Source organism: Roseomonas sp. KE2513, assembly GCF_016107305.1.
Taxonomy (GTDB): Bacteria; Pseudomonadota; Alphaproteobacteria; order Acetobacterales; family Acetobacteraceae; genus Roseomonas.
This window is the reverse complement of record NZ_RCVR01000040.1, coordinates 21,914-42,958: the sequence shown is the minus strand read 5'-3', so window position 1 is coordinate 42,958 and position 21,045 is coordinate 21,914. Positions and strand designations below refer to the sequence as shown.

The following is a 21,045-nucleotide window of genomic DNA, read 5'->3' as shown; positions in this document are numbered from 1 at the left end:
ATTGAGGCTCATGTGCATGGACCCTTGCAGATCGCCGATAACGTCGAGGCTGTCGTGCTGGATCTCTGCTTCAAGAGCACACGCGTTGAAACCGCAGCCCGCCTCTTGCCTTGTGCGGTGGAGTGGCACGGATGGATTCCGCCTGCCGGTTAATCGGCTCGAGGCCTGCCAACGCTGTCGCGGCCAAGCTGCCGCCGATGCACTCGCCTCCATAAGCGTTTTTGGCTTCGTCACACCCTTGGAGATCGGGGCGGATTGCTGGCATGGACTACCAGTTGGCCAAACGGGCATGGCATTGTGTCGCCCGCTTTGGCCTTGGCTAGGCGCATAGGTCTGGTTCCTACCCTGGGCGGCGGTAGCTCCGGCTGGGAAGGCTATTGCGGCAGTCGGTTGACAGGAGGCATTCGAAGTTGGAACGCCAAGAGACAGGATGAGCTTTGTGTCCTTGCTGAAGGACGGCGGCGCCGCGCTGCTCGACAATCAATAACCAAGTCTTTTAGTCGGTTAACAATTAATTCATGAAAGGGCAGCAGATGCGGGAATAGCGTCGCAGGTTTTGGACGACGCGTGTCCTCTGGTCAGGAAACGAGAAACAATCATGGCAACAGCAGTCGACCCCGCTCAGCGCAAGCGGCTGGATGCCTTTGGCATCACAGAAAACGATCTGGTGTTGTTGCGGCGACAATCCGGCTACGCACAGGAACGGCTGCCCGCGTTGATTGCGGAATTGCACCCGGCCTTCGCCAGCTGGCCGGAGATCCAATCCGCGCTGATGACACCCGAAGTGCACCAAATCCGCGTTGCTCACTGGCAGCGCGTGGTCTCTGGTGAGCTGGGCGAGGGCTTCATGGAGTCGGCCGAGCGGCTGGCCCAGGCTTTCTATAAACACGGTGTGCCGAGCTACGCGGTGGCCATCTGCCACTCCACCGTGGGCGCCGCGATCTGCCGAGATCTCGGGCTGGACGTGCCGCTGCCCTTGGGCCTCTCGGTTGCCTGGCTTTTCGGTGGACGCAAGGCGGCTCGGGGCAGGGCGGTGCTGGTCGCGGCCTTGAACCGTGTCGCCTGGCTCGACCTTGAGGTTCTGCTGGAAACCTATGTCGCCGCCGAGCGGGCATCCCGCCGCATGACGCTGGACCGTTTGGCACAGGGCTTCGAGGCCAAGATTGGCGGCGTGGTTCAGAGCGTTGCCAGTTCCTCCGCGCAGATGGAGGCTGCCGCAATCCCGATGGCGGAAGCCGCGGCACGCACCACCGAAGGCTCCGCTTCGGCCGCGCTGGCAGCGGATGAGGCGAACGGGAACGTGCAGACGGTGGCCGCCGCCACGGAGCAGCTGACAGCCTCCATCGGGGAGATCACGCGGCAGATGAGCCAGTCCTCAGCCATGGCAGGGAAAGCCGCGCAGCAGGCGCGGGACACCGACACCCTGGTTCAGGCGCTGGCGGAGAATGCGAGCCGCATTGGTGACGTGGTTCGGCTGATCGGTGACATTGCCGGGCAGACCAACCTTCTGGCTTTGAACGCCACGATCGAGGCCGCACGCGCGGGTGAGGCTGGCCGGGGCTTCGCGGTGGTGGCCAGCGAGGTCAAGGCGCTCGCCACCCAGACCGCCAGGGCCACGGAGGAGATCGGTGGGCGGATCGCGGCCATCCAGGCGTCCACCGGTCAGGCTGTGGAAGCGATCGAGGGGATCTCGCACGTCATCAATGAGATCAGCGGCATCACCACGGGCATCGCCGCCGCCGTGGAGGAGCAGGGTGCCGCGACAGGGGAAATCTCACGCAGCGCGCTACACGCCGCGGCGGGAAATCAGCGGGTGAGCGCACTCATGGGTGACATCCACACGGATGCGACGGACACGTCCAAGGTGGCTGGCGAGCTGGCGGGAACCGCTAGGGACCTTTCGGCGCAGTCCGGTGTGCTGCGCCTGGCGGTGGATGGCTTTCTTACGGACGTGCGTGCCGCCTGAGGGCGGTCTTGTCCTTGCGGGTTTCCGCGCCAGTTCCATTCTCTGGAGCAGTTGATAAGTCCTGACCAAAACAAGCCAGAGGTGGCGACGAGATGTTCTCCGCTCCTTCCAACGCTGATCCGACGGTGGCACGCTACAATCTTCGCCTTGCCGGCACCTCTGGCCCCACAATCCTTTTCGCACACGGGTATGGCTGTGATGCTTCGATGTGGCGCCTTGTTACGCCTGGCTTCACAGATAACTATCGCACTGCTCTCTTTGACCACGTAGGATCCGGCCGCAGCCGGGTGCCGTATGACCCAGACCGTTACGCCACGCTCAACGGCTACGCCGACGACGTACTTGCCATATGCCATGCGCTCGGGCCGGAGCCCGTGGTGTTTGTGGGCCACTCCGTCAGCGCCATGATCGGGGTCCTTGCCGCAGTGCGGGAGCCGGAGCGCTTCTCTCAGCTTGTACTTGTCTGTCCCTCGCCGTGTTACATTGACGACGATGGCTACCAGGGTGGATTTACGCGAGAGGACATCGAGTCTCTCCTGATCTTGCTGGAGGCCGACCATGATGGCTGGGCCCGTGCCATGGCGCCTACCATTATGGCTAACCCTCACCGCCCCGAACTGACCGAGGAGCTGGTCGAAAGCTTCTGTCGCGTCGACCCTCAAGTGGCGCGTCACTTCGCGCGGGTGACATTCACCTCCGACAATCGTGCAGACTTGGAGCGGGTTCAAACCCCGACCCTGATCATCCAGTCGGCCGACGACGGCATCGCCCCGCTCTCCGTCGGCGACTACGTCCACCAGCACTTGGCCGGCAGCAAGCTCGTCGTCATCAACACGTCCGGTCACTGCCCACACCTCAGCGCCCCCGTCGAAACAACGAAGGCGATCAAGAACTTCCTGCCGGATGCCGGAGCCTCGCTTGCCTGAGTCCAGCGGGGAAAGCCGCCTTTCCCTGCAGCTCGTGCAAGAGAGCGCCGAGGACCTCTACGAGGAGGCACCCTTCGGCTACCTCTCAAGCCAGGCAATCGACGGGCAGATCCTGCAAATCAATCAAACCCTCTGCCGCTGGACCGGCTACCGAGCGGATGAGGTCACCGGAGTCCGGCGTTTCGGTGACCTCCTTTCCCCGGCAGGGCGGATCGTGCATGCGACCCGTCACATCCCGCTTCTCCAGACGGCCGGTGCGGCCGACGGCATCGCACTCGAACTGGTGCGCACCGATGGCAGTCGTCTCCCGGTGCTGATGAACTCCGTTGTGCGACATGCTTCCGACGGTACGCCGCTCCTCACCAGGACAGCGCTTTTCGATGCAACGGCTTACCGCAGGTATGAGGCCCAGCTGATCGATGCGCGGGATCGTGCGGAACGATCCGAAGTCGAGACACGCCGTGCTCTTGCCGCTGCTGAAGCGGCTAACCTGGCGAAGGTGCGCTTCTTCGCCGCGATGAACCATGAGTTTCGTACCCCGATCAGCATCATCACTGGCTTCGCTGATCTGCTTGTGGAGGCTGCAGAGCAGAAGCGGGTGGTACCCACAGCTGACTGGACACGGGACATTGCGCATGCGGCAGCCCACCTGCTGGAACTGCTGGAGGATACCACCCGCTATGCTCAACTGGACGAGCTGAAGCAGCGGTTGGATCTCCACACCGCGAGCCTGCATGGTGCTGCCCGGGCAGGACTGTTCCGTGCCGCTGCGATGATTGAGCGGGCGCAGGTGACCGCCAGGCTGGAAGAGGGTGACGAGGTATTCGCCACTCTTGACAAAGAGCTTGCGGCAGAGGCGGTGTCTTGCAGCTTGCGTGACTTCGCTTACCGGGCTGGACCGGGTGCAGAGCTTCGGCTCCGTTATTTTGATGCGCCCGCAAGGATCGAAGTGAGCTGCTCTACTCTGCTCCTCTCTGAGGAGATGCGGGCGAGTGTCGGGGTTCCTCTCGATGCGCCGGCGGTGCTGCACCGCGGGCTTCAAGGAGCAGGTGTCAACATAACCATTGCCGCGCGGATAGCGGTTCTTCATGGAGGCAAGCTGAGCTTAACGTTGGACGAAAGGGGAGGAGCATCTTTGGTACTTTTCTTTGCAGCGAGCTGAGCAATGTGTCTGCATCAGACTGCGTTGCATGAACCAGCTTGGGGGCGAAGAAGGCGTCGGCAGGTGTGCGGTTATCGTTGTGCAGTGGACGACTGCCACAACGAGCAAGAAGATGGGCGAGCACCCGCATCAGGTGCTCCTCCGCACCGAGTGCATCGGGGTCCGGCACGGTCAAACTGGCAAAAAGCTGGACGAAGCGGTCCGCAAGAAGAGGATCGCGCAGGACGGGAAGGGTAATTTCTGCGTCGCCGCGTAAATCCTCCGCCAGCGCTAAAGTCACGTTATCCGGATCAAGGTAGAGCATCCGCCAGGACCGCGCGCCGCCCTGCACAGGTCCCGCATCGTGCATCTCGCCCGGGTTGACGGTGATGATGTCGCCGGCACCGGACTTCGACGTGGCCGATGCCACTCCAGGACCATGGGCACCGGCGTGGAGGACGCCAATGCCGAATTGGTCATGGGCATGGCGGGGAAAGGAGCGGTTGGAAGTGAGCGCGAAAGCCTCGACACGGGGGATGGCGGATCGGTGCTGCTCTGCCCGGTGCAGGCTCTCCGTCACGCCTCTGAACTCCATGGTTGGCAGTCATGTTTCGGTAAGTCGATAGTGCTCGCGCGCGGCTCCAGGGCAAGTCACACTGGCTTGCCTGAGCCAGAGATAACTTGGTCAGGAGCGCAGCCGATCCTAAGCTGCCGCTCCTCACAGCGCGGAGGACGCAGACCAATGGCGATCAACATCGACGCTCTGACCGAAAGCGAACTGATCGACCTCAACCGACGTGTTGTCGAGCGCCTCCGCTTCCTGCAGCACATGCGGGCCCACAGGCAGATGCTGGAGTTCAAGGTTGGTGACCGGGTCACCTTTCAAGGTGACGGGCGTGGCCAAGTGGAGGGCATGCTGGTGCGCTACAATCGTAAGACCGTTACGATCATCACTGACGATGGGCACCAGTGGAATGTCTCGCCGTCGCTCGTTTCGAGGGTCACAGCTGCTGGCAAGCAGCCCCAGGCGCCCTCAAACGTCATCCGGCTGAAGTAGCCACCCTCGCTGCCCGCCTTCCGGATTGGGGCCGCCACAGCATCGAGCCCAAGTTCGTGGCGCTGACGCGCGATGGTGATCAATGACGGTGAACACCGCCACCCGCCTCTCAGCTGTCCAGGTAGTGGTTACGTTTGTGTCCGATGTGCTGTCCAGCGCCTCCTGCCTACAGAGGCTATGGAAGAGGTTGCGGCGGCACTGAAACCCACAATGGGCACGCGACGTATGTTGGTTGATGGCTTGGTGCCTGGTGCCTTCTCCCCGTTTGGTGGGGCGGAACGCACGGGTGGGCGGTTCCTCAGGCACTGACGCGCGGAGGTTTTGCGATGTCCCTCATCCTGATCATCATCGTGCTGTTCCTGCTGTTTGGCGGGGGTGGGTATTACGGCTACCGGTCCGGCTATTATGGCGGCGGAGGGTTTGGCGGGATCCTTGGGTTGTTGGTGATCGTCCTGATTATCTATCTGGTGTTTGGCGGGGGCGGCGGCCGGCTCGGCGGGCTGTAGGCCGCTTTCGACAGCGCGGGTTCGCCGAAGCGCTCGCCTCACCGAACGCGGTGCCAAGCTCAGCGGCGGCTTCTTCCACGTGAAGAACATCGGCATCCTGTCTGATCCGCGCGTCCTGCTGCAGACGCTGTGCATCATCGTCTAGCCGGCGGTTAACCAGTAGCAGCACGGCCGAATGTCGCGATTTGGCTTTGCTGCACCGCACAAAAGAGATACTACGCTTCTCTGATTGGGTTACGGCGTTCGGCTTTGCTTCGCTGCCGCAACGCCAGGGGACGATCGTCCCGCCGGCTCATGGCTTTCGGGGTGCCATAAAGCGGGGATGCACGGTCCCCGACGGTTAGATTTGCTGCTTAGAAGTAGCTGCCAGCCCCAAGTAAGGTTGGCGCCGCTCATTCTGAATTGATATCAGATCGGCGACCTGGTGCAGCTAAGCACTGGATAAGGCCGCCGGTGCCGCAGGACGTGTCCTGACAGGCGCCGGCGGCTCTTCGTTTGATTGCCGCCACTGTGCATCCAACTCAGCAGCCACTGTGATTGCCGTCACCGGCGGCAGCGTCGGACGAACGGGCAAGTTCCACTCTGCACCGCCGGCAGTTTCCCCGCGATCAACCCCCGTCGCCTGGCTCGCCCCAAATGCCCTTCGTCGGGTTGTTGCGCCAGAGGTCGGCTGGGCGAAGGTAGCCGAGGGCCACGTCGGCGGAGCGGTGCCGGGTCTGTCGCATGACCTGGGCAAGGTCGGCACCGGCCTCGCCGGCCGCGGTGGCGAGCCCCGCGCGCAGCGAGTGCCCCGAGAAGCGCTCCCAGCCCTCCAGCCCCGCCGCCTCGGCCGCGCCCTTGACCAGCCGCCACACCGCCTTGTCGGAGAGCATCTGGCTTGTGAGAAGGCCCGCCTTGCTCATGCCGACAAAGAGCGGCCTTTCCTCATCCGAGGCGCCGCCAGTGATGTCCGGTCCCTTCCGGCGGAAGGCGAGCCAGGCCTCGAGGGTGGCGAGCGGGCAGAAGCCCGGCTCCTTGGGGTTGGCCCAGACGGCGACCTCCTGGCCGGCGCCGCACTGGTCCGTCTTGGAGCGGCGCACGAGGATCCGGAGCCCCCGGCCGGGAACGGGCGTGACGTCGCCGAGCGACAGCCCCGCGAGCTCGCTCCGGCGGAGCGCCGCGCCGAAGCCGAGCAGCAGCAGCGCCCGGTCGCGGGCGCCGAGCGCGGTGGTGGGGGAGGGGCGGGTGGCTAGCATCAGCCGGAGCACTTCGGGTCCGGCGGCGGCGGCCTTCTGGCGCGGGCGGGTGCCCTTGTCGCGGGCGATGCCCTCGAGAACCATGATGAGGCGCGGGTGGCGGAGGTCGAGGGCCACGCCGGCGAGGCGATGCGCCGCCTGAATGGCGGCGAGGTGGACGCGGAGGCTGGCCACCGTGAGGCCGTGGTCGGCGCAGCGGACGGCGTACATGGCGAGCGTCTCGGGGTCGCCGCCAGCGGCTCGCGGCCAAGCGAGGCGCACTAGGCCTCGAAGGCGCTCCAGGCGGAGCGATAGGCGCGGCGGGTGCCTTCGCCGCGGGCGCGGGTGGCGTAAACGGCGGCGCGCGCCGAGAGCGCCTGCAGCTCGGTGGCGCGGGCAGCGCCGTCCGAAACCACGAGGTCACCGAGGAGCGTGGTGGAGAGGCGGAGCGCGCCAGCGGGCAGGAAGGGGGGCTGGCAGCGCTCACGAGGCTGCGAAGGGGTTTTGGATGGTCAGCCTCCCCTCGACCACCTGCCCGTGCTGCAGGTCCTCCGAGAGGAGCGTGTCACAGCCGGCCTCGAGCGCCGAGGCGAGGATCAGCGCGTCGTAGATGGTGTAGCCCAGCCCTTCCGCGAGGCCGAGGGCGGTCTCGTGCACGGCGAGGCTGAGGGGACGGGGCGCAGGGCAGAGGGTGCGGATGGCGCCGAGCGCCCGTGTGACCTCCGGCCAGGGCCGGTGCAGCTTCCGCCGGGCGACGGCGGTAAACTCGTTGAGCACCTGCACGCTGATGACGCCGCCGCGGGCCAGCAGAGCTCTCGCCGCCTCGGAGCGAGGGTCGGGCTGCAGGGCGGCGTAGAGCAGGATGTTGGTGTCGAGGAAGGGAGGGGTCATTCGCCGCGCGCGTTGGCGTCGTCGCGCGAAAAGCGGAAGGCCTCGGGCAGGTACCAGCCAAGGCCGCGCAGCGCCTCCAACGCCTCGTCGCGCCGGGGATCGTGGTTGATGCGGAAGGTACGGGCGTCAGCGACCTCAATAGCGACCTCGTCGCCCTCACGCAGACCAAGCGTCTCGACGAGGGCAGCGGGAAGACGGACGGCCAGACTGTTGCCCCAGCGGCTCACCTGCATCAGGGTCTCCTTTGGATCTACACGGAGCAACGTATATCCTCCATCGAATGCGAGCAAGAGGTTCCGTCTGGAAAGAAGGATTAGCGGACGGGATGGCGCGGCCCGTGACGGAATGCGGCGCTGGCCTCCCAAGAAGCCCGAAAACCTCACCAAAACCGGGCTTTTCCGGCGAGCTGCGCACGATAACTAGTGATTATCGTGCCCAAGGGGCGGGGAGGGGGCGGTTGCCACGAACTACGGCGCTCGAACTTTTGAAACACGGCCATCGGCTTGCTGGGAGCCGACAATCCAGTGGGGCAGGGGAGGGGCGCTGAGGACTGGAAAGCTGCCAAGCCAGTGACCCGCGGCAGGCGCCCTGCCTATCGCGATCATGCCTGCGCTTTATTTGAGGCGGCTTGTCTTCTCCCCCACATGGAAAGAAGCGTTCGTCGTAGGTAGAGCAGCGTTTGCCGGCGCTACCCTGGCCCCCTTTCACAAAGGGCTTCGGGTCGCAGAATCCAGCTGATCGGGTCCGATCCAAGGACCCGATGGCGACGAAGCCGCGATCAGGAGCCTAGCCGCGCCTGCACCACCTCTCCAATTCGGCTCCCGGCGCGAGCTCTGACAAATCCGCCGAAACCGACCCTGATCCTGGTGGTAAGATCCACTACCAACTTGTTCGACCTGTAGTGCAGCCATGCCGTCCACTGCCGCCTTGATTCGAAGGAAGGCGGCCCGCCCCCTCCCGCCGGACAGCCGGCGGCCGCATCAGGCGGCCTGCAGGGCGACCTCGTACTCGGCCTCGGTCTTGGCGCGCATTTCCTCCTCGGTGACGCCGGGCGCCAGTTCGATCAGGCGCATGCTTCCCGCCTGCTTGTCGATCTGCATGACGCCGAGGTCGGTCACCACCAAGTCCACCACGCCCTGCCCCGTCAGCGGCAGGTTGCAGGCCTTGAGGAGCTTCGGCTTGCCGCCGGCGGTGTGCTCCATCAGCACGACCACCCGCTTCACGCCGGCGACCAGGTCCATGGCGCCGCCCATGCCCTTCACCATCTTGCCAGGGATCATCCAGTTCGCGAGGTCGCCGTTCTGGGCCACCTGCAGGGCGCCAAGGATGGAAAGGTCGATGTGCCCGCCGCGGATCATCGCGAAGCTGTCCGCCGAGGAGAAGAAGCTCGTGGTGGGCAGCTCCGAGACGGTCTGCTTGCCGGCGTTGATAAGATCCGGGTCCTCCTCGCCCTCGAAGGGGAAGGGGCCGATGCCGAGCATTCCGTTCTCGCTCTGGAGCTGGACGGAGACGCCTTCCGGGATGTGGTTGGCGACCAGCGTCGGAATGCCGATCCCCAGGTTTACGTAGAAGCCGTCCTCCAGCTCGCGGGCGGCGCGGGCGGCCATTTCGTCGCGGGTCCAGGCCATGGCTGGGCGCTCCTCAGCGGGTCGGAAGGGGGTCGGTGCCGGCGGCCGCCGGCGTGGCGGGCTCGGTGCGCTTGCGAGTGGTGCGCTGCTCGATCCGCTTCTCAGTGCCGTTGGGCACGACGATCATGCGCTTCACGTAGATGCCGGGGGTGTGGATGTGGTCCGGATCCAGCTCGCCCTGCCCGACCATCTCTTCCACCTCCACGACCGTCACCCGGGCGGCGGTCGCCATCATTGGGTTGAAGTTCCGCGCCGTCTTGCGGAACACGAGGTTGCCCTCCGGATCGGCCTTCCACGCATGGATGATGGCGAGGTCCGCCATGATCCCGCGCTCCATGACGTAGGTGACGCCATCGAACTCCTGGGTCGGCTTGCCCTCGGCGACCGCCGTGCCGACGCCGGTGCGGGTGAAGAAGGCGGGAATGCCGGCGCCGCCCGCGCGGATGCGCTCGGCCAGAGTGCCCTGCGGATTGAACTCGATCTCCAGCTCGCCGGCCAGGTACTGCCGGGCGAACTCGGCGTTCTCGCCGACATAGGAGGCGATCATCTTCCGGATCTGCCGTGTCTGAAGCAGCAGGCCGAGCCCGGCATCGTCCACACCGGCGTTGTTGGAGACGAAGGTGAGGTTCTTCACGCCGCTGTCGCGGATCGCCTCGATCAACAGGCCGGGGATGCCGCAGAGGCCGAAGCCGCCCGAATGGATGAGCATCCCGTCGCGCAGCACGCCGTCCAGCGCAGCCCGCGCGTCGGGGTAGAGTTTCCTGCTCAACGCATCTCTCCTCTCTGGTGGGCCGATGGCCGTTCTAATTGGGCGGACACAGTAGCCGCAGCCTCTCTACGTCGGCTCGTGTTGCTCGGGCACAGTGTGGTCGGAACGGCTCATTTCCTGAATGACGTCATACACGACGGCTATGTCGCGGCTGCCCCAGCCGCGATCCAGAGCAGCCTGGAAGCAGCGCCTTGCCGCATCAAACAGAGGGGTGGCACAGCCAGCGTTGTCGGCGAGGTCCGGGATGTGCTCAAGATATTTGGAGAAGACGCTTAGCCGTCCTGTGGAGCTGTCGAACTGCCGAGATGCCATCACAGGAGCACGCGACACCAGAAACTTCGAACTTCCTGAGCCACTCGCGAGGACCTTCGCGAGGAGATCAGGCTGGAATCCCACCTTCACGCCCAGTGCCATTGCCTCCGCCGCGGCCGCCGTGTGTACCGCCGACAGAAGATTGTTCACCAACTTCATTTTGGTGGCTGCTCCAAAGGAGCCAAGGTTGAAGACTTCACCGGTCACCAAACCGCAGAAAGGCAGGCACAGCTCGACCGCCGCGGCGTCGCCAGCGAGGTAGATACTTCCGCCGCCGGAGCGCAGCATGTCCGGCGTGCCGCTGACCTCGCCGTCAATCATTAGCGCGCCAGCCTGGGCGACCTGTTCGGCAAGGTGTGACTTGAACGGCAGGGTGTAGCTCGCGAGATCCACGACGATACTTGCGGGCCGCAGTCCTGCCAGGACGCCATCTGGCCCCCCATAGCATTCCTCAGCTGCCCGCTCGTCCGGCAGACAGCAGAAGACCAGCTCAACCGCCTGGGCGATATCTCGCGCCGTGTTGGCGGATATGCCGCCTCTTTCCTTGAAGCCGTCGTTCTCGGGGCGACTGAAACCGACTACCCGATGACCCGCCTTGAGGAAGGCATCGGCGAACACCGATCCGATGTTCCCGACGCCTACCAACCCGAGCTCAGCCACTCCGTCCATCAAAGGATCTCCCATACGAGTAGGCGGAAGCTCCTGCTCGTGCGCCGCCGATCACATCATCACAGGTAGAAGGCGCGTGAGATGGCTGCCTTACAAGCCGATCTGACGCGCGACGACGAGCCGCATGATGTCGCCAGTGCCGCCGCCTACCATCGGGAAGTAAGAGTCCCGGAGGAAGCGCTGTACTGGAAACTCAGTCATCAAGCCCCACCCGCCGAACACGCTCATAGCTTTTTGGCAGACCTCGTTACAGTTCTCCGCGGCGATGATCTTGGCAAGGGCGGCCTCGGTCGTGATCGACTGTCCGGAATCCGCTAGGCTAGCGGCGTGGTAGGTGTACAGACGCGCCTGTTCCAGCTTCGCCAGCATGTCTACCAAGCGGAACTGCACGGCCTGAAACTTCCCGATTGGCTGCCCAAACTGGGATCGCTCCCCAGCATAGCGAACCGCTGCATCGTAAGCGGCGCGACCGGTTCCAAGGGCAAGCGCCGCAGTGAAGATGCGGTCTACCGTAAGGGCCTTGTATGCATTCGTTGCGCTGTCCCCCAACTTTTGGCTGTCAGGCACGAACACGTCTTGCAGCACTAGCTCTACGGTATCCGAGCAGTGTGTCGTGAACTTCTCCAATCGACGTCCGACAGAGAAACCGGGAGATGTTGTGTCCACAAGGTAGAGCCCGTGCGCCTTCGCTCCCTTCCCGGGTTCACTCGTCGCGACGATGGTAACGAAGTCCGCGATGGCACCGTTCGAGGTGAACATCTTAGTCCCGTTCAGGAGGTATCCTCCCTGAACGCGGTCTACCCGAGTACGGACGGCGGCCGCATCCGAACCCGCGCCAGCCTCCGTGATGGCGAATGCGCCGACTTTCTCCCCCCGAAGTGCTGGAACCAAGTAGCGCTGCCGCAGATCCTCACTGCCCCAGGCATGGATCGTGTGCGTGGCAGTTGAGCCATGCATGCACACAGTGGCGGCGAAGCCCATCGAGCCACGCGCGAGCTCTTCACAAAGGATCGTGAAATAGACGTGCGGATTGGGGACACCGGAGCCGCCATACTCCTCAGGATACATCAACCCAAGGTAGCCAAGCTCCGCAAGCTCTACGAAGAGATCGCGCGCAAAATCGCCGGAGTGATCGAGCTCCTCCGCGCGAGGGACAAGCCGCTCGTCCACCCAGCGCGCGAGGTTCGTTTGAAACTCGCGTTGGTCCTCGTCAAGTTGCGGCCCCATGTTCTCGCCCTCCCTTAGCTATTTTGGCTCAGTGACTACCGGTCACTCGCTCCGGGCGGCAGGCCGGCTAGCGAAAAAGGCGTCGATGCCGCTGCGGACTTCTCCGGCGTCCTGCGACAAAGCAGCCGCCAGGCTCTCGGTGAAGAGGCCATCGGTGGCCGACATGTCGGTGATCCGTGGGAGCGCGTTGGTGACAAGGAAGTTCACAAAGGGCGTGTTGCCAGCAATTTCCTCAGCGAGCTCTAGCGCGCGGGTCTTCGCATCGCCGCGCTGCACCACCTCATGAACAAGGCCGATAAGCTCCGCCTTCTCCGCGCCCAACGTCCGTCCGGTCAGCAGCATTTCCGTCATCCGGCTCAGGCCGATCGCGCGGGAGATGCGGACGCTCCCTCCACCGCCGATGTAGAAGCCGCGCTTCGCTTCAGGCAGGCGGAAAAAAGCGGTCTCGTCGGCCACCCGAACGTGTGCTGCGGTCGCGATTTCGAATCCACCGCCGATCACAGCTCCAGTTAGTGCTACAACAACAGGCCGACCACTGTACTGCAGTTGATCGAGCACGGCGTGCCACTCGCGCGAGATTTTCATGACCTCGATCTGCGTCCGCTCCTTCTGCTCGGCGAGGTCGAGGCCAGCGCAGAAGTGCTCACCAGCCCCGGCTAGCACGACGACGCGGATTTCGGGAGGCACATCGGTGATCAATCGCCGCAGCTCCGCAAGCGTCGCCTCGTTCACAGCATTTCGCTTGTCCGGCCGCTCGAAGCTGAGCACCTGCACTGCCCCGCGCAGCTCGCAGGAGATGAATGACGTTGCCTGATTGTTCATTCCTACGCCCACTCCCTGGCGGTGACGCCGACCGTTAATTAGCCAAGCCGGCTTCTCACGATTACCATACCGATAAGTATGGTCTGAATTGAAGGAAGTCAATAAACAAACCGAAGGGTATGGACAACTGGAAGCTGGTGCTCTTCGGTAGAGGCGCTGCGTGGCCACCTGCCTATCCGTCGTGTAGTAGGCCAGCTGGAACAGCTGTACTCGTTGCAGGATCGATCAGGAGACTTCCGTTTGGCTCGAACCTTAGGTGCTGCGGCGTCTCGCATGTCGGCCAAGGGGCGTGGAGATGAGGGTAGTGGAAGGCTGAGCCGGGAGGACTGGATCGATGGGGCGATCATTTTTCTCTCTCGCGATAGGCTAGAAGCCCTGACCGTAAATGCTCTTGCCGAGCGGCTCGGGGTTACGAAAGGCAGCTTTTACTGGCACTTCGACAGTCGCGAAGGCCTTTTGGACGCCGTTGTCGATACGTGGCGCCGTCGCATGACGAGCGAAATCGAGGGCTTTATCCGCAACTCCGTCGGGTCGCCGATTGGACGACTTCGTCGCATCGTCCGAATTGCTATGGCACCTCGCCCGGATGTGCCGGGGGGGCCTCTGGAACTCCTTCTGCGGGACCTTGCCCGTCGCGACGCTCGGGTCGCGGACGTCGTCCGTGAGGTGGACGCTCGACGGCTCGCCTTCCTCCACGAGTTGTACAAGGAGGCAGGGCTAGATGACGAGAAAGCCGCCTCCTATGCGTTCCTGCATATGTCCTTTGTGATCGGGGGGCGCATCCTCCAGTCTAACGACCCTAAGGGTGAGGCGGAATTGGGGTGCAAGGTTGGAGAAGAGTTCTTGGTCCCGTAGGCCTGCCAAGGTGAGAGAGGCACTACTGTACGCCTAGCATCTCTGCTCCCGAGCCTGACCAGAAGTGCCGACAAGAGGGAAGATCACGCTTCAAAGCCCTGTTGGTGTTCGCCCCTTCCCCACAGCCCAAACCATACCTCAGGGTTTGTTTTTCGATTGACAGTCAAGCCGGACTGAGTCTAATTCCGACCATACCCAAAGGTATTGTTCAGGCTGCCTGAAGGGTTGCACAAGAAAGTCGGAGGGAATGCTATGGGGCCGAGGAAAGTCATTGTTACGGTCGCGCCGACAGGCGGAATGGCGTCCAAGAAGCAGAACCCGAACCTTCCGACCCAACCCGAGGAAATCGCTGAAGCGGTCTTCCGCTCCTACAAGGAGGGGGCTGCTGTCGCCGCTCTGCACGCTCGCCGTCCTGATGACGAGGCGACCTGCGACCCTGCGATCTATGGCCGCATGAACGACATGATCCGCGAACGCTGCGACATCGTCATTAACAACTCCACCGGCGGTGGGATCAACGGAGACATGGTTCGCGAGCTGCCGAACGGCTTGTGGGAGATCGCCTACGAAGAACGTCTCAGGGGCATTGAAGCCAACCCGGAAATGGCGACCCTCGACGCTCAGACCGTGGTGGCAAGCTTCGGCGGCCGGGAGATCCTAGTCGCGACCACTCCGACCCGATGCGAGGAGATGGCACGGCTCTTCAAGGAGCGGGGCGTAAAGCCTGAGTGGGAGGTTTTCAGTCCGGAGCATATCCTGCAGGACGTCACTCGTGCCATCGAGAAGGGCCTCGATAAGCCCCCGTACTTCATCAACATGGTGCTGGGAGCCGAGCGCGGCTTCCAGGGCGCGATGCCTTACACCGCCGACACGCTCCAGATGATGGTGCGGCTGCTCCCCCCTCAGACAATCTTCTGCGTCAGCGCGATCGGTTCGGCGCAGCTGCCCGCAACTACGCAGGCCATTCTGCTCGGTGGTCACGTCCGCGTCGGGTTGGAGGACAACAACTACTATGCCCCCGGGCAGCTTGCGACCAACGAACAGCTCGTCGCCCGGACTGTCCGAATCCTCGGCGAGCTCGGGCATGAGCCTGCGAGCGCAAGTGAGGCGCGGGAGATGATCGGCCTACCAGGCCGCTCCGCAAACTAAGCGGGTTCTCCGCTCCTGGCCACACGGCCAGGGGCTGACATCGATCGCAGTACGGAGAAGAACGATGAAGGTCGCCATCCTCGGCGGTGGGCCGGCTGGGCTCTACGCTGCTTACCTTTTGAAGCGCCAGAACCCGAACGCGCAAATCGATTTATACGAGCAGAACGCCGCCGATGTGACGTTCGGCTTCGGGGTAGTCCTGTCCGATCGCGCTCTTGAGTTCCTCGCGGCTGATGACCCAGAAACCCACGACGCGATCGTACGTGACTTGGAGGCCTGGAAGGACATTACAATTCGCCATCAAGGGCAGTCGATTCGGATCGATGGGGTAGGCTTCACTGCCGTTGGGCGCCTAAGGCTGCTCCAGATCTTGCAGCAACGTGCTCGGTCGGTCGGCGTCGAACCGCGGTTTGGGGTGACGGTCAAGAGCCTCGATGAGCTGGCTGATGCCGACATCGTTGTGGCGGCGGACGGGGTTAACTCACTCGTGCGGCGAACACATGCTGAGGAGTTCGGAGCAACCGTCACCTACCTCAACAACCGCTTCGCCTGGTTCGGTGCGCGCCGAACGTTCAACACTTTGACACAGACCTTCCGGGAAACCCCACTGGGTCACTTCAATGCGCACCATTACCGATTCTCACCAGAGCTCAGTACCTTCATCGTCGAAGTCGATCCAGAAACTTTCCAAAGCGCGGGCTTCGAACGGATGGACGAGGACGCCTCGCGTCTGCTCTGTCAAAATGTTTTCGCGGAGGAGCTGGAGGGCGCTGAGCTCATTTGCAATCGGTCAATCTGGCGGCAGTTTCCGATCGTTCACAACGATCGCTGGTCCGTCGGGAACCGTGTCCTGGTGGGAGACGCGCTACACACCGCTCACTTCTCAATTGGCTCTGGCACACGCTTGGCATTCGAAGACGTCATTGCACTCGCCAAGGCAGTTGGAGAGCACCCCAACAGTGTTCCTGACGCGCTTGCGGCTTACGAGGCAGCCCGGCGCCCGATCCTGCAGAAGCTGACGCACGCCGCAAACACCAGCGCAGAGTGGTACGAGCACTTCCCCGAGCACATGCGCTTAGCTCCTTGGGAGTTCGCCATGAGCTACATCAGTCGCTCGGGCCGGCTTGATCGCGAGCGGCTACGCCGCATGTCTCCACACTTTGTGCAAGCTTACGAAGAAAACTCTCTACAGGGCACGGGCTGACCGAAACACAGCCGACAAAAAGATCGGTGGAAGGGGAGTAAGTGCCGTGACGCCAGATGGCGAGCCGACAACGTTGAGTGAAGTGATATGCAGCAACGCTAGTCTGCGCGGCGGCAAGGTGGCCTTCGTCGATGAAAACCGACAGGTTTCCTTTGCGCAGTTCAACGGACGCGTCAATCGGCTGTGCAACGCGTTGCAGCGCCTTGGGATCCGCAAAGGCGACCGCGTCGCCTTTCTCTCCCGTAACTGCATAGAGTACGTCGAGCTCTATGGTGTGGCAAAATCCGGATCGTTGGCTGTACCGCTCAATTGGCGCCTTGCGATGCCCGAACTTGTTGCTGTCGTGCAGGACTGTGCGCCTGCCGTGCTCGTCGTGGAGGAGGGGCAGATTGCTGCCATCGACGCCGAACGCCCTAACCTTGCGGATGTCACGCACTTCGTGGCTCTGGGGCCACCGCGCGCAGGTTGGCTGTCGTATGAAGAGTTGCTTGCCGACGCCGCGGAAGACGAGCCGGAGTACTGTCCGGCACCGCACGACATCGCCTGCATCACCTACACTAGCGGTACGACTGGACGCCCAAAAGGTGTGATGCTTCGCCACGATGCTCTGGTCGAGAACGCCGCCGTTTCGGCCGCCGAAGCCATGGGCCTGAGCGACGCGGACGTGACCCTAGCCGTAATGCCGCTCTTTCACGTCGGCGGCATGTGGTATCATCTGTTTGCGAGCTTCGCCACGGGCTGCACGACGTTCATCCGTCCAGCTTTCGACCCAGCGGACGCTCTGTCCGCGATTGAGACCAACGGCATCACGAACGTCCACCTCGTACCCACGATGCTGGGCGACCTGATCGGACAACCTGGCACTGTTGCCGCCGCTCGGTCGTTGCGCCTTGTGTTCTATGCTGCGTCCTCTATGCCCGTGGAGCTTCTCCAGCGATCGATGGGCGTCCTGAGCCACTGCCATTTCCTTCAGTGCTACGGGTCGACGGAAGCTGGCATGGTGACGGCTCTTCTTCCCTCCGACCATGAGGAAGCGGTGCGGAATAGCGAGCGCGAACACCTCCTCCTCTCCTGTGGGCAGGCACTCCGAGGCGTTCAGGTCCGTATCGACCGAGACATTGGCGTTCCGGACGATATCGGCGAGGTCCTCGTCGGTGGCTCTAAGATCATGGCGGGATACTGGGGTCGGGATGATGCTACCCGCGCAAGTCTTTCGGATGGCTGGCTGCGGACTGGCGATTTGGGCCGGATCGATGACGAAGGTTACCTCTACATTGTCGATCGCAAGAGCGACATGGTGATCAGCGGCGGAGAGAACATCTTTCCGTCGGAGGTGGAGCAAGTCCTCTACCGACACCCGGAGATCCTGGAGGCAGCGGTCCTCGGTGTAGCGGACGCCCGCTGGGTTGAAAAAGTGGTTGCGGCCGTGGTGTTGAAGCCGGGGTCAGCATTAACACCAGGCGACATCATCCAGTTCGTGCGCCGACATCTGGCCTCCTACAAGTGCCCCAAGCTCGTCCTCATCATGGACAACCTTCCGAGGAGCGGGGCGGGGAAGGTGCTGCGCAAGGATCTACGCAATCGCTTTGATGTCTCAAATCAAACGGCGGATTGAATTCGGCTCCGCGGGCCAGGGCACCTGCAGAAGCATCGTCTGAAGCGGTCGCATTCACAGAGGAAAACAAATGATCAAAAGCATGATCTCTAGGCGGAGCACCGTCGTCGCACTGGGCGCCGCCCCCCTTATCGGCGCCCTCGGGCGATCCGCTGCGGCACAACCCCGAGCAGCCTTGGACCGCAACGCTCGCATGGTTGTCGGCTACGTGCCGGGAGGCCCAACCGATACGATTGCTCGCCTTCTCGCAGAGCGGTTGCGCGGCACCTACGCGCCACAGGTCATCGTGGACAACCGTCCTGGTGCCGCCGGCCGCTTAGGTGTGGAGTTGATCAAGGGCGCCGCTCCGGATGGAACTAATGTCCTTCTCACGCCAGCCACGACGCTAACGATCTTCCCGCACGTTTATCCCCGCACGACGCGGTACGACGCGCTAACGGACTTCGTCCCGGTGAGCACGATTTGTGCTTCGCCCTATGCCTTCGCTGTTAGGGCCGATCATCCTGCGCATGACCTAGCGTCCTTTGCGGCTTGGGCGAAGCAGCAAGGTGATGCAGTACCCTTCGGAAGCCCAGCGGCGGGTGCTGGTCCCCACTTCGCTGGCGTCAGACTGGCCCAGAAGATCGGCGTCCAGCTAACCCATGTGCCCTACCGCGGCACGGCCCCGGCCTTGCAGGACATGCTTGGGGGGCAAATTCCTGCCGTCTCCCTGCAAGTGGGCGACCTCGTTGAGTACCATCGCGCCGGCAAGGCGCGGATCCTCGGCGTGTCATCGGCGGCTCGTCTTCCCAGCCTGCCCGACGTCCCGACTTTCAGCGAGCTCGGCCATCCGGACCTCACGGGCGAGGAGTGGTTCGGGATTCTTCTGCCCGCTCGGACGCCTGCGCCCATGGTGGAAGGGCTTCACACGGCCATTCTCAAAGCGGCTGAAAATCCTGAGCTCCGGGAAGCTCTCGAGCGCCAGCAGTATCGCATGTTCACCCAGTCGCCGCAGGAGTTCGCGGAGCTGATCAGGACGGAACGCGCCAAGTGGGGCCCAGTAGTTCAGGAGTCTGGCTTCAAGTCTGACGAGTAACAGCAGGACGGCAAACCGAGATGGCGGGGCGTGGTGGCGCCCAGCTGCAGTGTGCCTGCCAAGTAGTCGGCCAGTCCTCCAGACTGGCCGACAGACCCGAGAGGTCGGCTGGTCGACCTCTGGAACTCCTTCACTGGAGAGTCGAATGAGTGACCCTCAAGCACACAGCGGCGCCTCATCGCTCGGCACCCTCGACGAGCTGCCGCAGGACTATCGGGATGCTATGACTTCCGCGAACCTGGTTCCGCTCTGGCCCAGCATGCGCGGCTTTCTGCCCCACGATGCTCCCCGCCCACAGACACGCCCCGCGTTGTGGCGCTACTCGGAAGTAAGGCCCCTGCTGCTCCGGGCGGGCAGCTTGACTCCAATTGAGAAGGCAGAGCGCCGCGTTCTCGTCTTCTCGAATCCCGGGCACGGGTTGGATGGTCTGCACTGCACTGGGACGATCTACGTCGGCATGCAGATGATCCTACCGGGCGAGATCGCTCCGAATCATCGGCACACGCCGTCGGCTGTTCGCTTGGTCGTCGAGGGCGAAGGGGGCTCCACTATCGTGAATGGCGAGCGACTGCCCATGGAGCGCGGCGACCTAATCCTCACACCGGCTCTCCAGTGGCACGAGCACACGCACGCCGGCTCTGGCCCGGTGATCTGGATGGACGCGCTCGACCTTCCTCTGGTCGTCGGGATGGAGGCATCATACGCCCTGGAGGGGGCTTCACAGACCGTCAAGAACGGCCTGGATGCCTCAGTCACTCGCTACCGGCGAGCCGGTCTCGTCCCCTATCAAAACTTCGCTTCGCCGCGTGCGCAGTATCCACTCATGCGCTGGCCCTGGGCGGAGGTGCGTGCAGCCCTTGAGGCCCTGGCTTCGGATACCGATGAGGGCAAGCCAGTACATCTTGGCTACGTGAATCCCGAAACGGGTGGGGAATGCCTGCCCACCCTCGGCTTCTCGGCAATCATGCTCCGGTCAGGTGAGGAGGTGACACTTCCCAGAGACAGCGCCTCCGCCGTGTTCCATGTTGTGTCGGGCACGGTTCAGGCCGAAGTGGCAGGCGAGGCGCTGCTTAACGCGGAAGATGCGGACGTCTTCGCCGCACCAGCCCATGCACGGGTCCGCCTCGTCAATCGTTCGACAGCTAAGCCCGCCTTCCTGTTCCAAATCGATGACGCACCACTGCAGCGCAAGATTGGTATCTACGAAAGGTTTGACGCATGACCACCGCACTCGACCTTCTTTTTGAACCCGATGCAACGCCAACACTGGAGGTCGAGGGCGGTGGTCGTGTCCCGGTCTCGCGCATCTTCTGCGTCGGGCGGAACTACGAAGCCCACGCTGCGGAAATGGGCACCCAGGTGGACCGCGAGGCGCCGTTCTGGTTCACCAAGAGCCTGCACGCTATCGTCGAGAGCGGATCGTCCGTTGCGTATCCGCCGGGCACAGGAGACTACCACCACGAGATCGAACTCGTGGTGGTCCTCGGGCATGGTGGCTTCCAGGTCCCATTGGACAAGGCTCAAGAACTCATCTTCGGGTACGCCGCAGGCCTCGACATGACCCGCCGGGACCTTCAGCTCGCCTCCCGCGCCAAGGGCCGTCCCTGGGATACGGGCAAGGACTTCGAGGAAAGCGCCGTAATTGGGAAGGTCGCACCGGCCGCCCGCATTGGGCATCCCGCAAGAGGGCGCATCTGCCTGTCCGTAAATGGGGTGGTAAAACAGGACGCTGACCTGGATCACCTCGCCTGGAAGGTGCCAGAGCTCATCGCGAACCTTTCAACCCTTTACCGCCTCCGTCCGGGCGACCTGATCATGACAGGAACCCCGGCAGGTGTGGGACCTGTGGTGGTCGGTGATCGCCTTGAGGGGGAGGTTAACGGGGTCGGTGCGGTTTCCCTCAGCGTCAGCGCCGCCGCTGAGGCCTGAGCGAGGTACATACGGGCGGCATCGTAGGGCAGACGACGCGCTGTCCTACTGCAGCGATGCAGGCCTTAGCCGCCTACTGGGGCTCGCAGG

General features: G+C 63.3%; 22 protein-coding genes. 12 read left to right on the top strand and 10 right to left on the bottom strand.

The window, feature by feature from the left end; all coding sequences use genetic code 11:
- The first annotated feature begins 556 nt into the window (after positions 1-556).
- The 3 genes from D9599_RS25245 to D9599_RS25235 all read left to right on the top strand — a co-directional run bounded on the left by D9599_RS25245 (position 557) and on the right by D9599_RS25235 (position 4,054).
- Positions 557-1,966: a globin-coupled sensor protein gene (locus tag D9599_RS25245; RefSeq protein WP_232480889.1), complete on the top strand. Its 1,410-nt coding sequence runs from the start codon at positions 557-559 to the stop codon at positions 1,964-1,966.
- Positions 1,967-2,058: 92 nt separating this feature from the next.
- Positions 2,059-2,892 (top strand): alpha/beta fold hydrolase, encoded by an 834-nt coding sequence (locus D9599_RS25240; protein WP_198384063.1) that lies wholly within the window; start codon positions 2,059-2,061, stop codon positions 2,890-2,892.
- Positions 2,885-4,054: a histidine kinase dimerization/phospho-acceptor domain-containing protein gene (locus tag D9599_RS25235; protein WP_198384062.1), complete on the top strand. Its 1,170-nt coding sequence runs from the start codon at positions 2,885-2,887 to the stop codon at positions 4,052-4,054. The genes D9599_RS25240 and D9599_RS25235 overlap by 8 nt, the downstream gene beginning before the upstream one ends.
- On the opposite strand, the gene D9599_RS25230 is transcribed toward D9599_RS25235, so the two are convergent.
- Positions 3,945-4,613, bottom strand: a complete 669-nt coding sequence (locus D9599_RS25230) for an AraC family ligand binding domain-containing protein (RefSeq protein ID WP_198384061.1) — start codon at positions 4,611-4,613, stop codon at positions 3,945-3,947. The genes D9599_RS25235 and D9599_RS25230 overlap by 110 nt on opposite strands.
- 162 nt (positions 4,614-4,775) lie before the next feature.
- Between D9599_RS25230 and D9599_RS25225 the strand changes: the two genes are divergently transcribed.
- Positions 4,776-5,090 carry a hypothetical protein gene (locus tag D9599_RS25225; RefSeq protein WP_198384060.1) on the top strand — a complete coding sequence of 105 codons (315 nt, stop codon included), beginning with the start codon at positions 4,776-4,778 and terminating at the stop codon, positions 5,088-5,090.
- A gap of 326 nt (positions 5,091-5,416) precedes the next feature.
- Positions 5,417-5,596 (top strand): DUF3309 domain-containing protein, encoded by a 180-nt coding sequence (locus D9599_RS25220; RefSeq protein ID WP_198384059.1) that lies wholly within the window; start codon positions 5,417-5,419, stop codon positions 5,594-5,596.
- Positions 5,597-6,204: 608 nt separating this feature from the next.
- Here the strand turns inward: D9599_RS25220 and D9599_RS25215 are convergent.
- The 9 genes from D9599_RS25215 to D9599_RS25180 all read right to left on the bottom strand — a co-directional run bounded on the left by D9599_RS25215 (position 6,205) and on the right by D9599_RS25180 (position 13,128).
- Positions 6,205-7,092, bottom strand: a complete 888-nt coding sequence (locus D9599_RS25215) for a tyrosine-type recombinase/integrase (protein ID WP_198384058.1) — start codon at positions 7,090-7,092, stop codon at positions 6,205-6,207.
- On the bottom strand, positions 7,092-7,226 hold the full coding sequence (locus tag D9599_RS32040; protein WP_255531661.1) for a hypothetical protein: 135 nt from the start codon (positions 7,224-7,226) through the stop codon (positions 7,092-7,094). The genes D9599_RS25215 and D9599_RS32040 overlap by 1 nt, the downstream gene beginning before the upstream one ends.
- A gap of 67 nt (positions 7,227-7,293) precedes the next feature.
- Complete coding sequence (locus D9599_RS25210; RefSeq protein ID WP_198384057.1) at positions 7,294-7,701, bottom strand: PIN domain-containing protein; 408 nt, start codon at positions 7,699-7,701, stop codon at positions 7,294-7,296.
- Positions 7,698-7,934, bottom strand: coding sequence for an AbrB/MazE/SpoVT family DNA-binding domain-containing protein (locus D9599_RS25205; RefSeq protein WP_198384056.1), 237 nt, complete (start codon positions 7,932-7,934; stop codon positions 7,698-7,700). Before D9599_RS25205 ends, D9599_RS25210 begins: the two co-directional genes overlap by 4 nt.
- A gap of 747 nt (positions 7,935-8,681) precedes the next feature.
- Complete coding sequence (locus tag D9599_RS25200) at positions 8,682-9,329, bottom strand: CoA transferase subunit B (protein WP_198384055.1); 648 nt, start codon at positions 9,327-9,329, stop codon at positions 8,682-8,684.
- A 13-nt stretch (positions 9,330-9,342) separates the two neighbouring features.
- Positions 9,343-10,098, bottom strand: coding sequence for a CoA transferase subunit A (locus D9599_RS25195; protein WP_198384054.1), 756 nt, complete (start codon positions 10,096-10,098; stop codon positions 9,343-9,345).
- A gap of 66 nt (positions 10,099-10,164) precedes the next feature.
- Positions 10,165-11,079 (bottom strand): NAD(P)-dependent oxidoreductase, encoded by a 915-nt coding sequence (locus D9599_RS25190; RefSeq protein WP_198384053.1) that lies wholly within the window; start codon positions 11,077-11,079, stop codon positions 10,165-10,167.
- A 90-nt stretch (positions 11,080-11,169) separates the two neighbouring features.
- Positions 11,170-12,306 carry an acyl-CoA dehydrogenase family protein gene (locus D9599_RS25185; protein ID WP_198384052.1) on the bottom strand — a complete coding sequence of 379 codons (1,137 nt, stop codon included), beginning with the start codon at positions 12,304-12,306 and terminating at the stop codon, positions 11,170-11,172.
- 42 nt (positions 12,307-12,348) lie between these two features.
- Positions 12,349-13,128, bottom strand: coding sequence for a crotonase/enoyl-CoA hydratase family protein (locus tag D9599_RS25180; RefSeq protein ID WP_198384051.1), 780 nt, complete (start codon positions 13,126-13,128; stop codon positions 12,349-12,351).
- 273 nt (positions 13,129-13,401) lie between these two features.
- Here D9599_RS25180 and D9599_RS25175 point away from each other — a divergent pair, with 273 nt between their 5' ends.
- The 7 genes from D9599_RS25175 to D9599_RS25145 all read left to right on the top strand — a co-directional run bounded on the left by D9599_RS25175 (position 13,402) and on the right by D9599_RS25145 (position 20,955).
- On the top strand, positions 13,402-13,983 hold the full coding sequence (locus tag D9599_RS25175; protein ID WP_198384050.1) for a TetR/AcrR family transcriptional regulator: 582 nt from the start codon (positions 13,402-13,404) through the stop codon (positions 13,981-13,983).
- A gap of 252 nt (positions 13,984-14,235) precedes the next feature.
- Positions 14,236-15,132, top strand: a complete 897-nt coding sequence (locus D9599_RS25170) for a 3-keto-5-aminohexanoate cleavage protein (protein WP_255531664.1) — start codon at positions 14,236-14,238, stop codon at positions 15,130-15,132.
- Between the two features lie 64 nt (positions 15,133-15,196).
- Positions 15,197-16,336 (top strand): FAD-dependent monooxygenase, encoded by a 1,140-nt coding sequence (locus D9599_RS25165; protein WP_198384048.1) that lies wholly within the window; start codon positions 15,197-15,199, stop codon positions 16,334-16,336.
- 46 nt (positions 16,337-16,382) lie between these two features.
- A complete protein-coding gene (locus tag D9599_RS25160; protein ID WP_198384047.1) occupies positions 16,383-17,951 on the top strand; it encodes a class I adenylate-forming enzyme family protein in 1,569 nt (522 codons plus the stop codon).
- A gap of 70 nt (positions 17,952-18,021) precedes the next feature.
- On the top strand, positions 18,022-19,026 hold the full coding sequence (locus tag D9599_RS25155) for a tripartite tricarboxylate transporter substrate binding protein (RefSeq protein ID WP_198384046.1): 1,005 nt from the start codon (positions 18,022-18,024) through the stop codon (positions 19,024-19,026).
- A gap of 145 nt (positions 19,027-19,171) precedes the next feature.
- A complete protein-coding gene (locus tag D9599_RS25150) occupies positions 19,172-20,248 on the top strand; it encodes a cupin domain-containing protein (RefSeq protein ID WP_198384045.1) in 1,077 nt (358 codons plus the stop codon).
- Positions 20,245-20,955, top strand: a complete 711-nt coding sequence (locus D9599_RS25145; protein ID WP_198384044.1) for a fumarylacetoacetate hydrolase family protein — start codon at positions 20,245-20,247, stop codon at positions 20,953-20,955. The genes D9599_RS25150 and D9599_RS25145 overlap by 4 nt, the downstream gene beginning before the upstream one ends.
- Positions 20,956-21,045 lie beyond the last annotated feature (90 nt).

Excerpts from the sequence above, each read along its gene's own strand:
- D9599_RS25190 (WP_198384053.1), bottom strand. The coding sequence starts at position 11,079 with ATGGACGGAGTGGCTGAGCTCGGGTTGGTAGGCGTCGGGAACATCGGA.
- D9599_RS25175 (WP_198384050.1), top strand. The coding sequence starts at position 13,402 with ATGTCGGCCAAGGGGCGTGGAGATGAGGGTAGTGGAAGGCTGAGCCGG.
- D9599_RS25150 (WP_198384045.1), top strand. The coding sequence starts at position 19,172 with ATGAGTGACCCTCAAGCACACAGCGGCGCCTCATCGCTCGGCACCCTC.
- D9599_RS25220 (WP_198384059.1), top strand. The coding sequence starts at position 5,417 with ATGTCCCTCATCCTGATCATCATCGTGCTGTTCCTGCTGTTTGGCGGG.
- D9599_RS25180 (WP_198384051.1), bottom strand. The coding sequence starts at position 13,128 with ATGAACAATCAGGCAACGTCATTCATCTCCTGCGAGCTGCGCGGGGCA.
- D9599_RS25155 (WP_198384046.1), top strand. The coding sequence starts at position 18,022 with ATGATCAAAAGCATGATCTCTAGGCGGAGCACCGTCGTCGCACTGGGC.
- D9599_RS25225 (WP_198384060.1), top strand. The coding sequence starts at position 4,776 with ATGGCGATCAACATCGACGCTCTGACCGAAAGCGAACTGATCGACCTC.
- D9599_RS25145 (WP_198384044.1), top strand. The coding sequence starts at position 20,245 with ATGACCACCGCACTCGACCTTCTTTTTGAACCCGATGCAACGCCAACA.
- D9599_RS25200 (WP_198384055.1), bottom strand. The coding sequence starts at position 9,329 with ATGGCCTGGACCCGCGACGAAATGGCCGCCCGCGCCGCCCGCGAGCTG.
- D9599_RS25165 (WP_198384048.1), top strand. The coding sequence starts at position 15,197 with ATGAAGGTCGCCATCCTCGGCGGTGGGCCGGCTGGGCTCTACGCTGCT.
- D9599_RS25240 (WP_198384063.1), top strand. The coding sequence starts at position 2,059 with ATGTTCTCCGCTCCTTCCAACGCTGATCCGACGGTGGCACGCTACAAT.
- D9599_RS25205 (WP_198384056.1), bottom strand. The coding sequence starts at position 7,934 with ATGCAGGTGAGCCGCTGGGGCAACAGTCTGGCCGTCCGTCTTCCCGCT.
- D9599_RS25170 (WP_255531664.1), top strand. The coding sequence starts at position 14,236 with ATGGGGCCGAGGAAAGTCATTGTTACGGTCGCGCCGACAGGCGGAATG.
- D9599_RS25210 (WP_198384057.1), bottom strand. The coding sequence starts at position 7,701 with ATGACCCCTCCCTTCCTCGACACCAACATCCTGCTCTACGCCGCCCTG.
- D9599_RS25185 (WP_198384052.1), bottom strand. The coding sequence starts at position 12,306 with ATGGGGCCGCAACTTGACGAGGACCAACGCGAGTTTCAAACGAACCTC.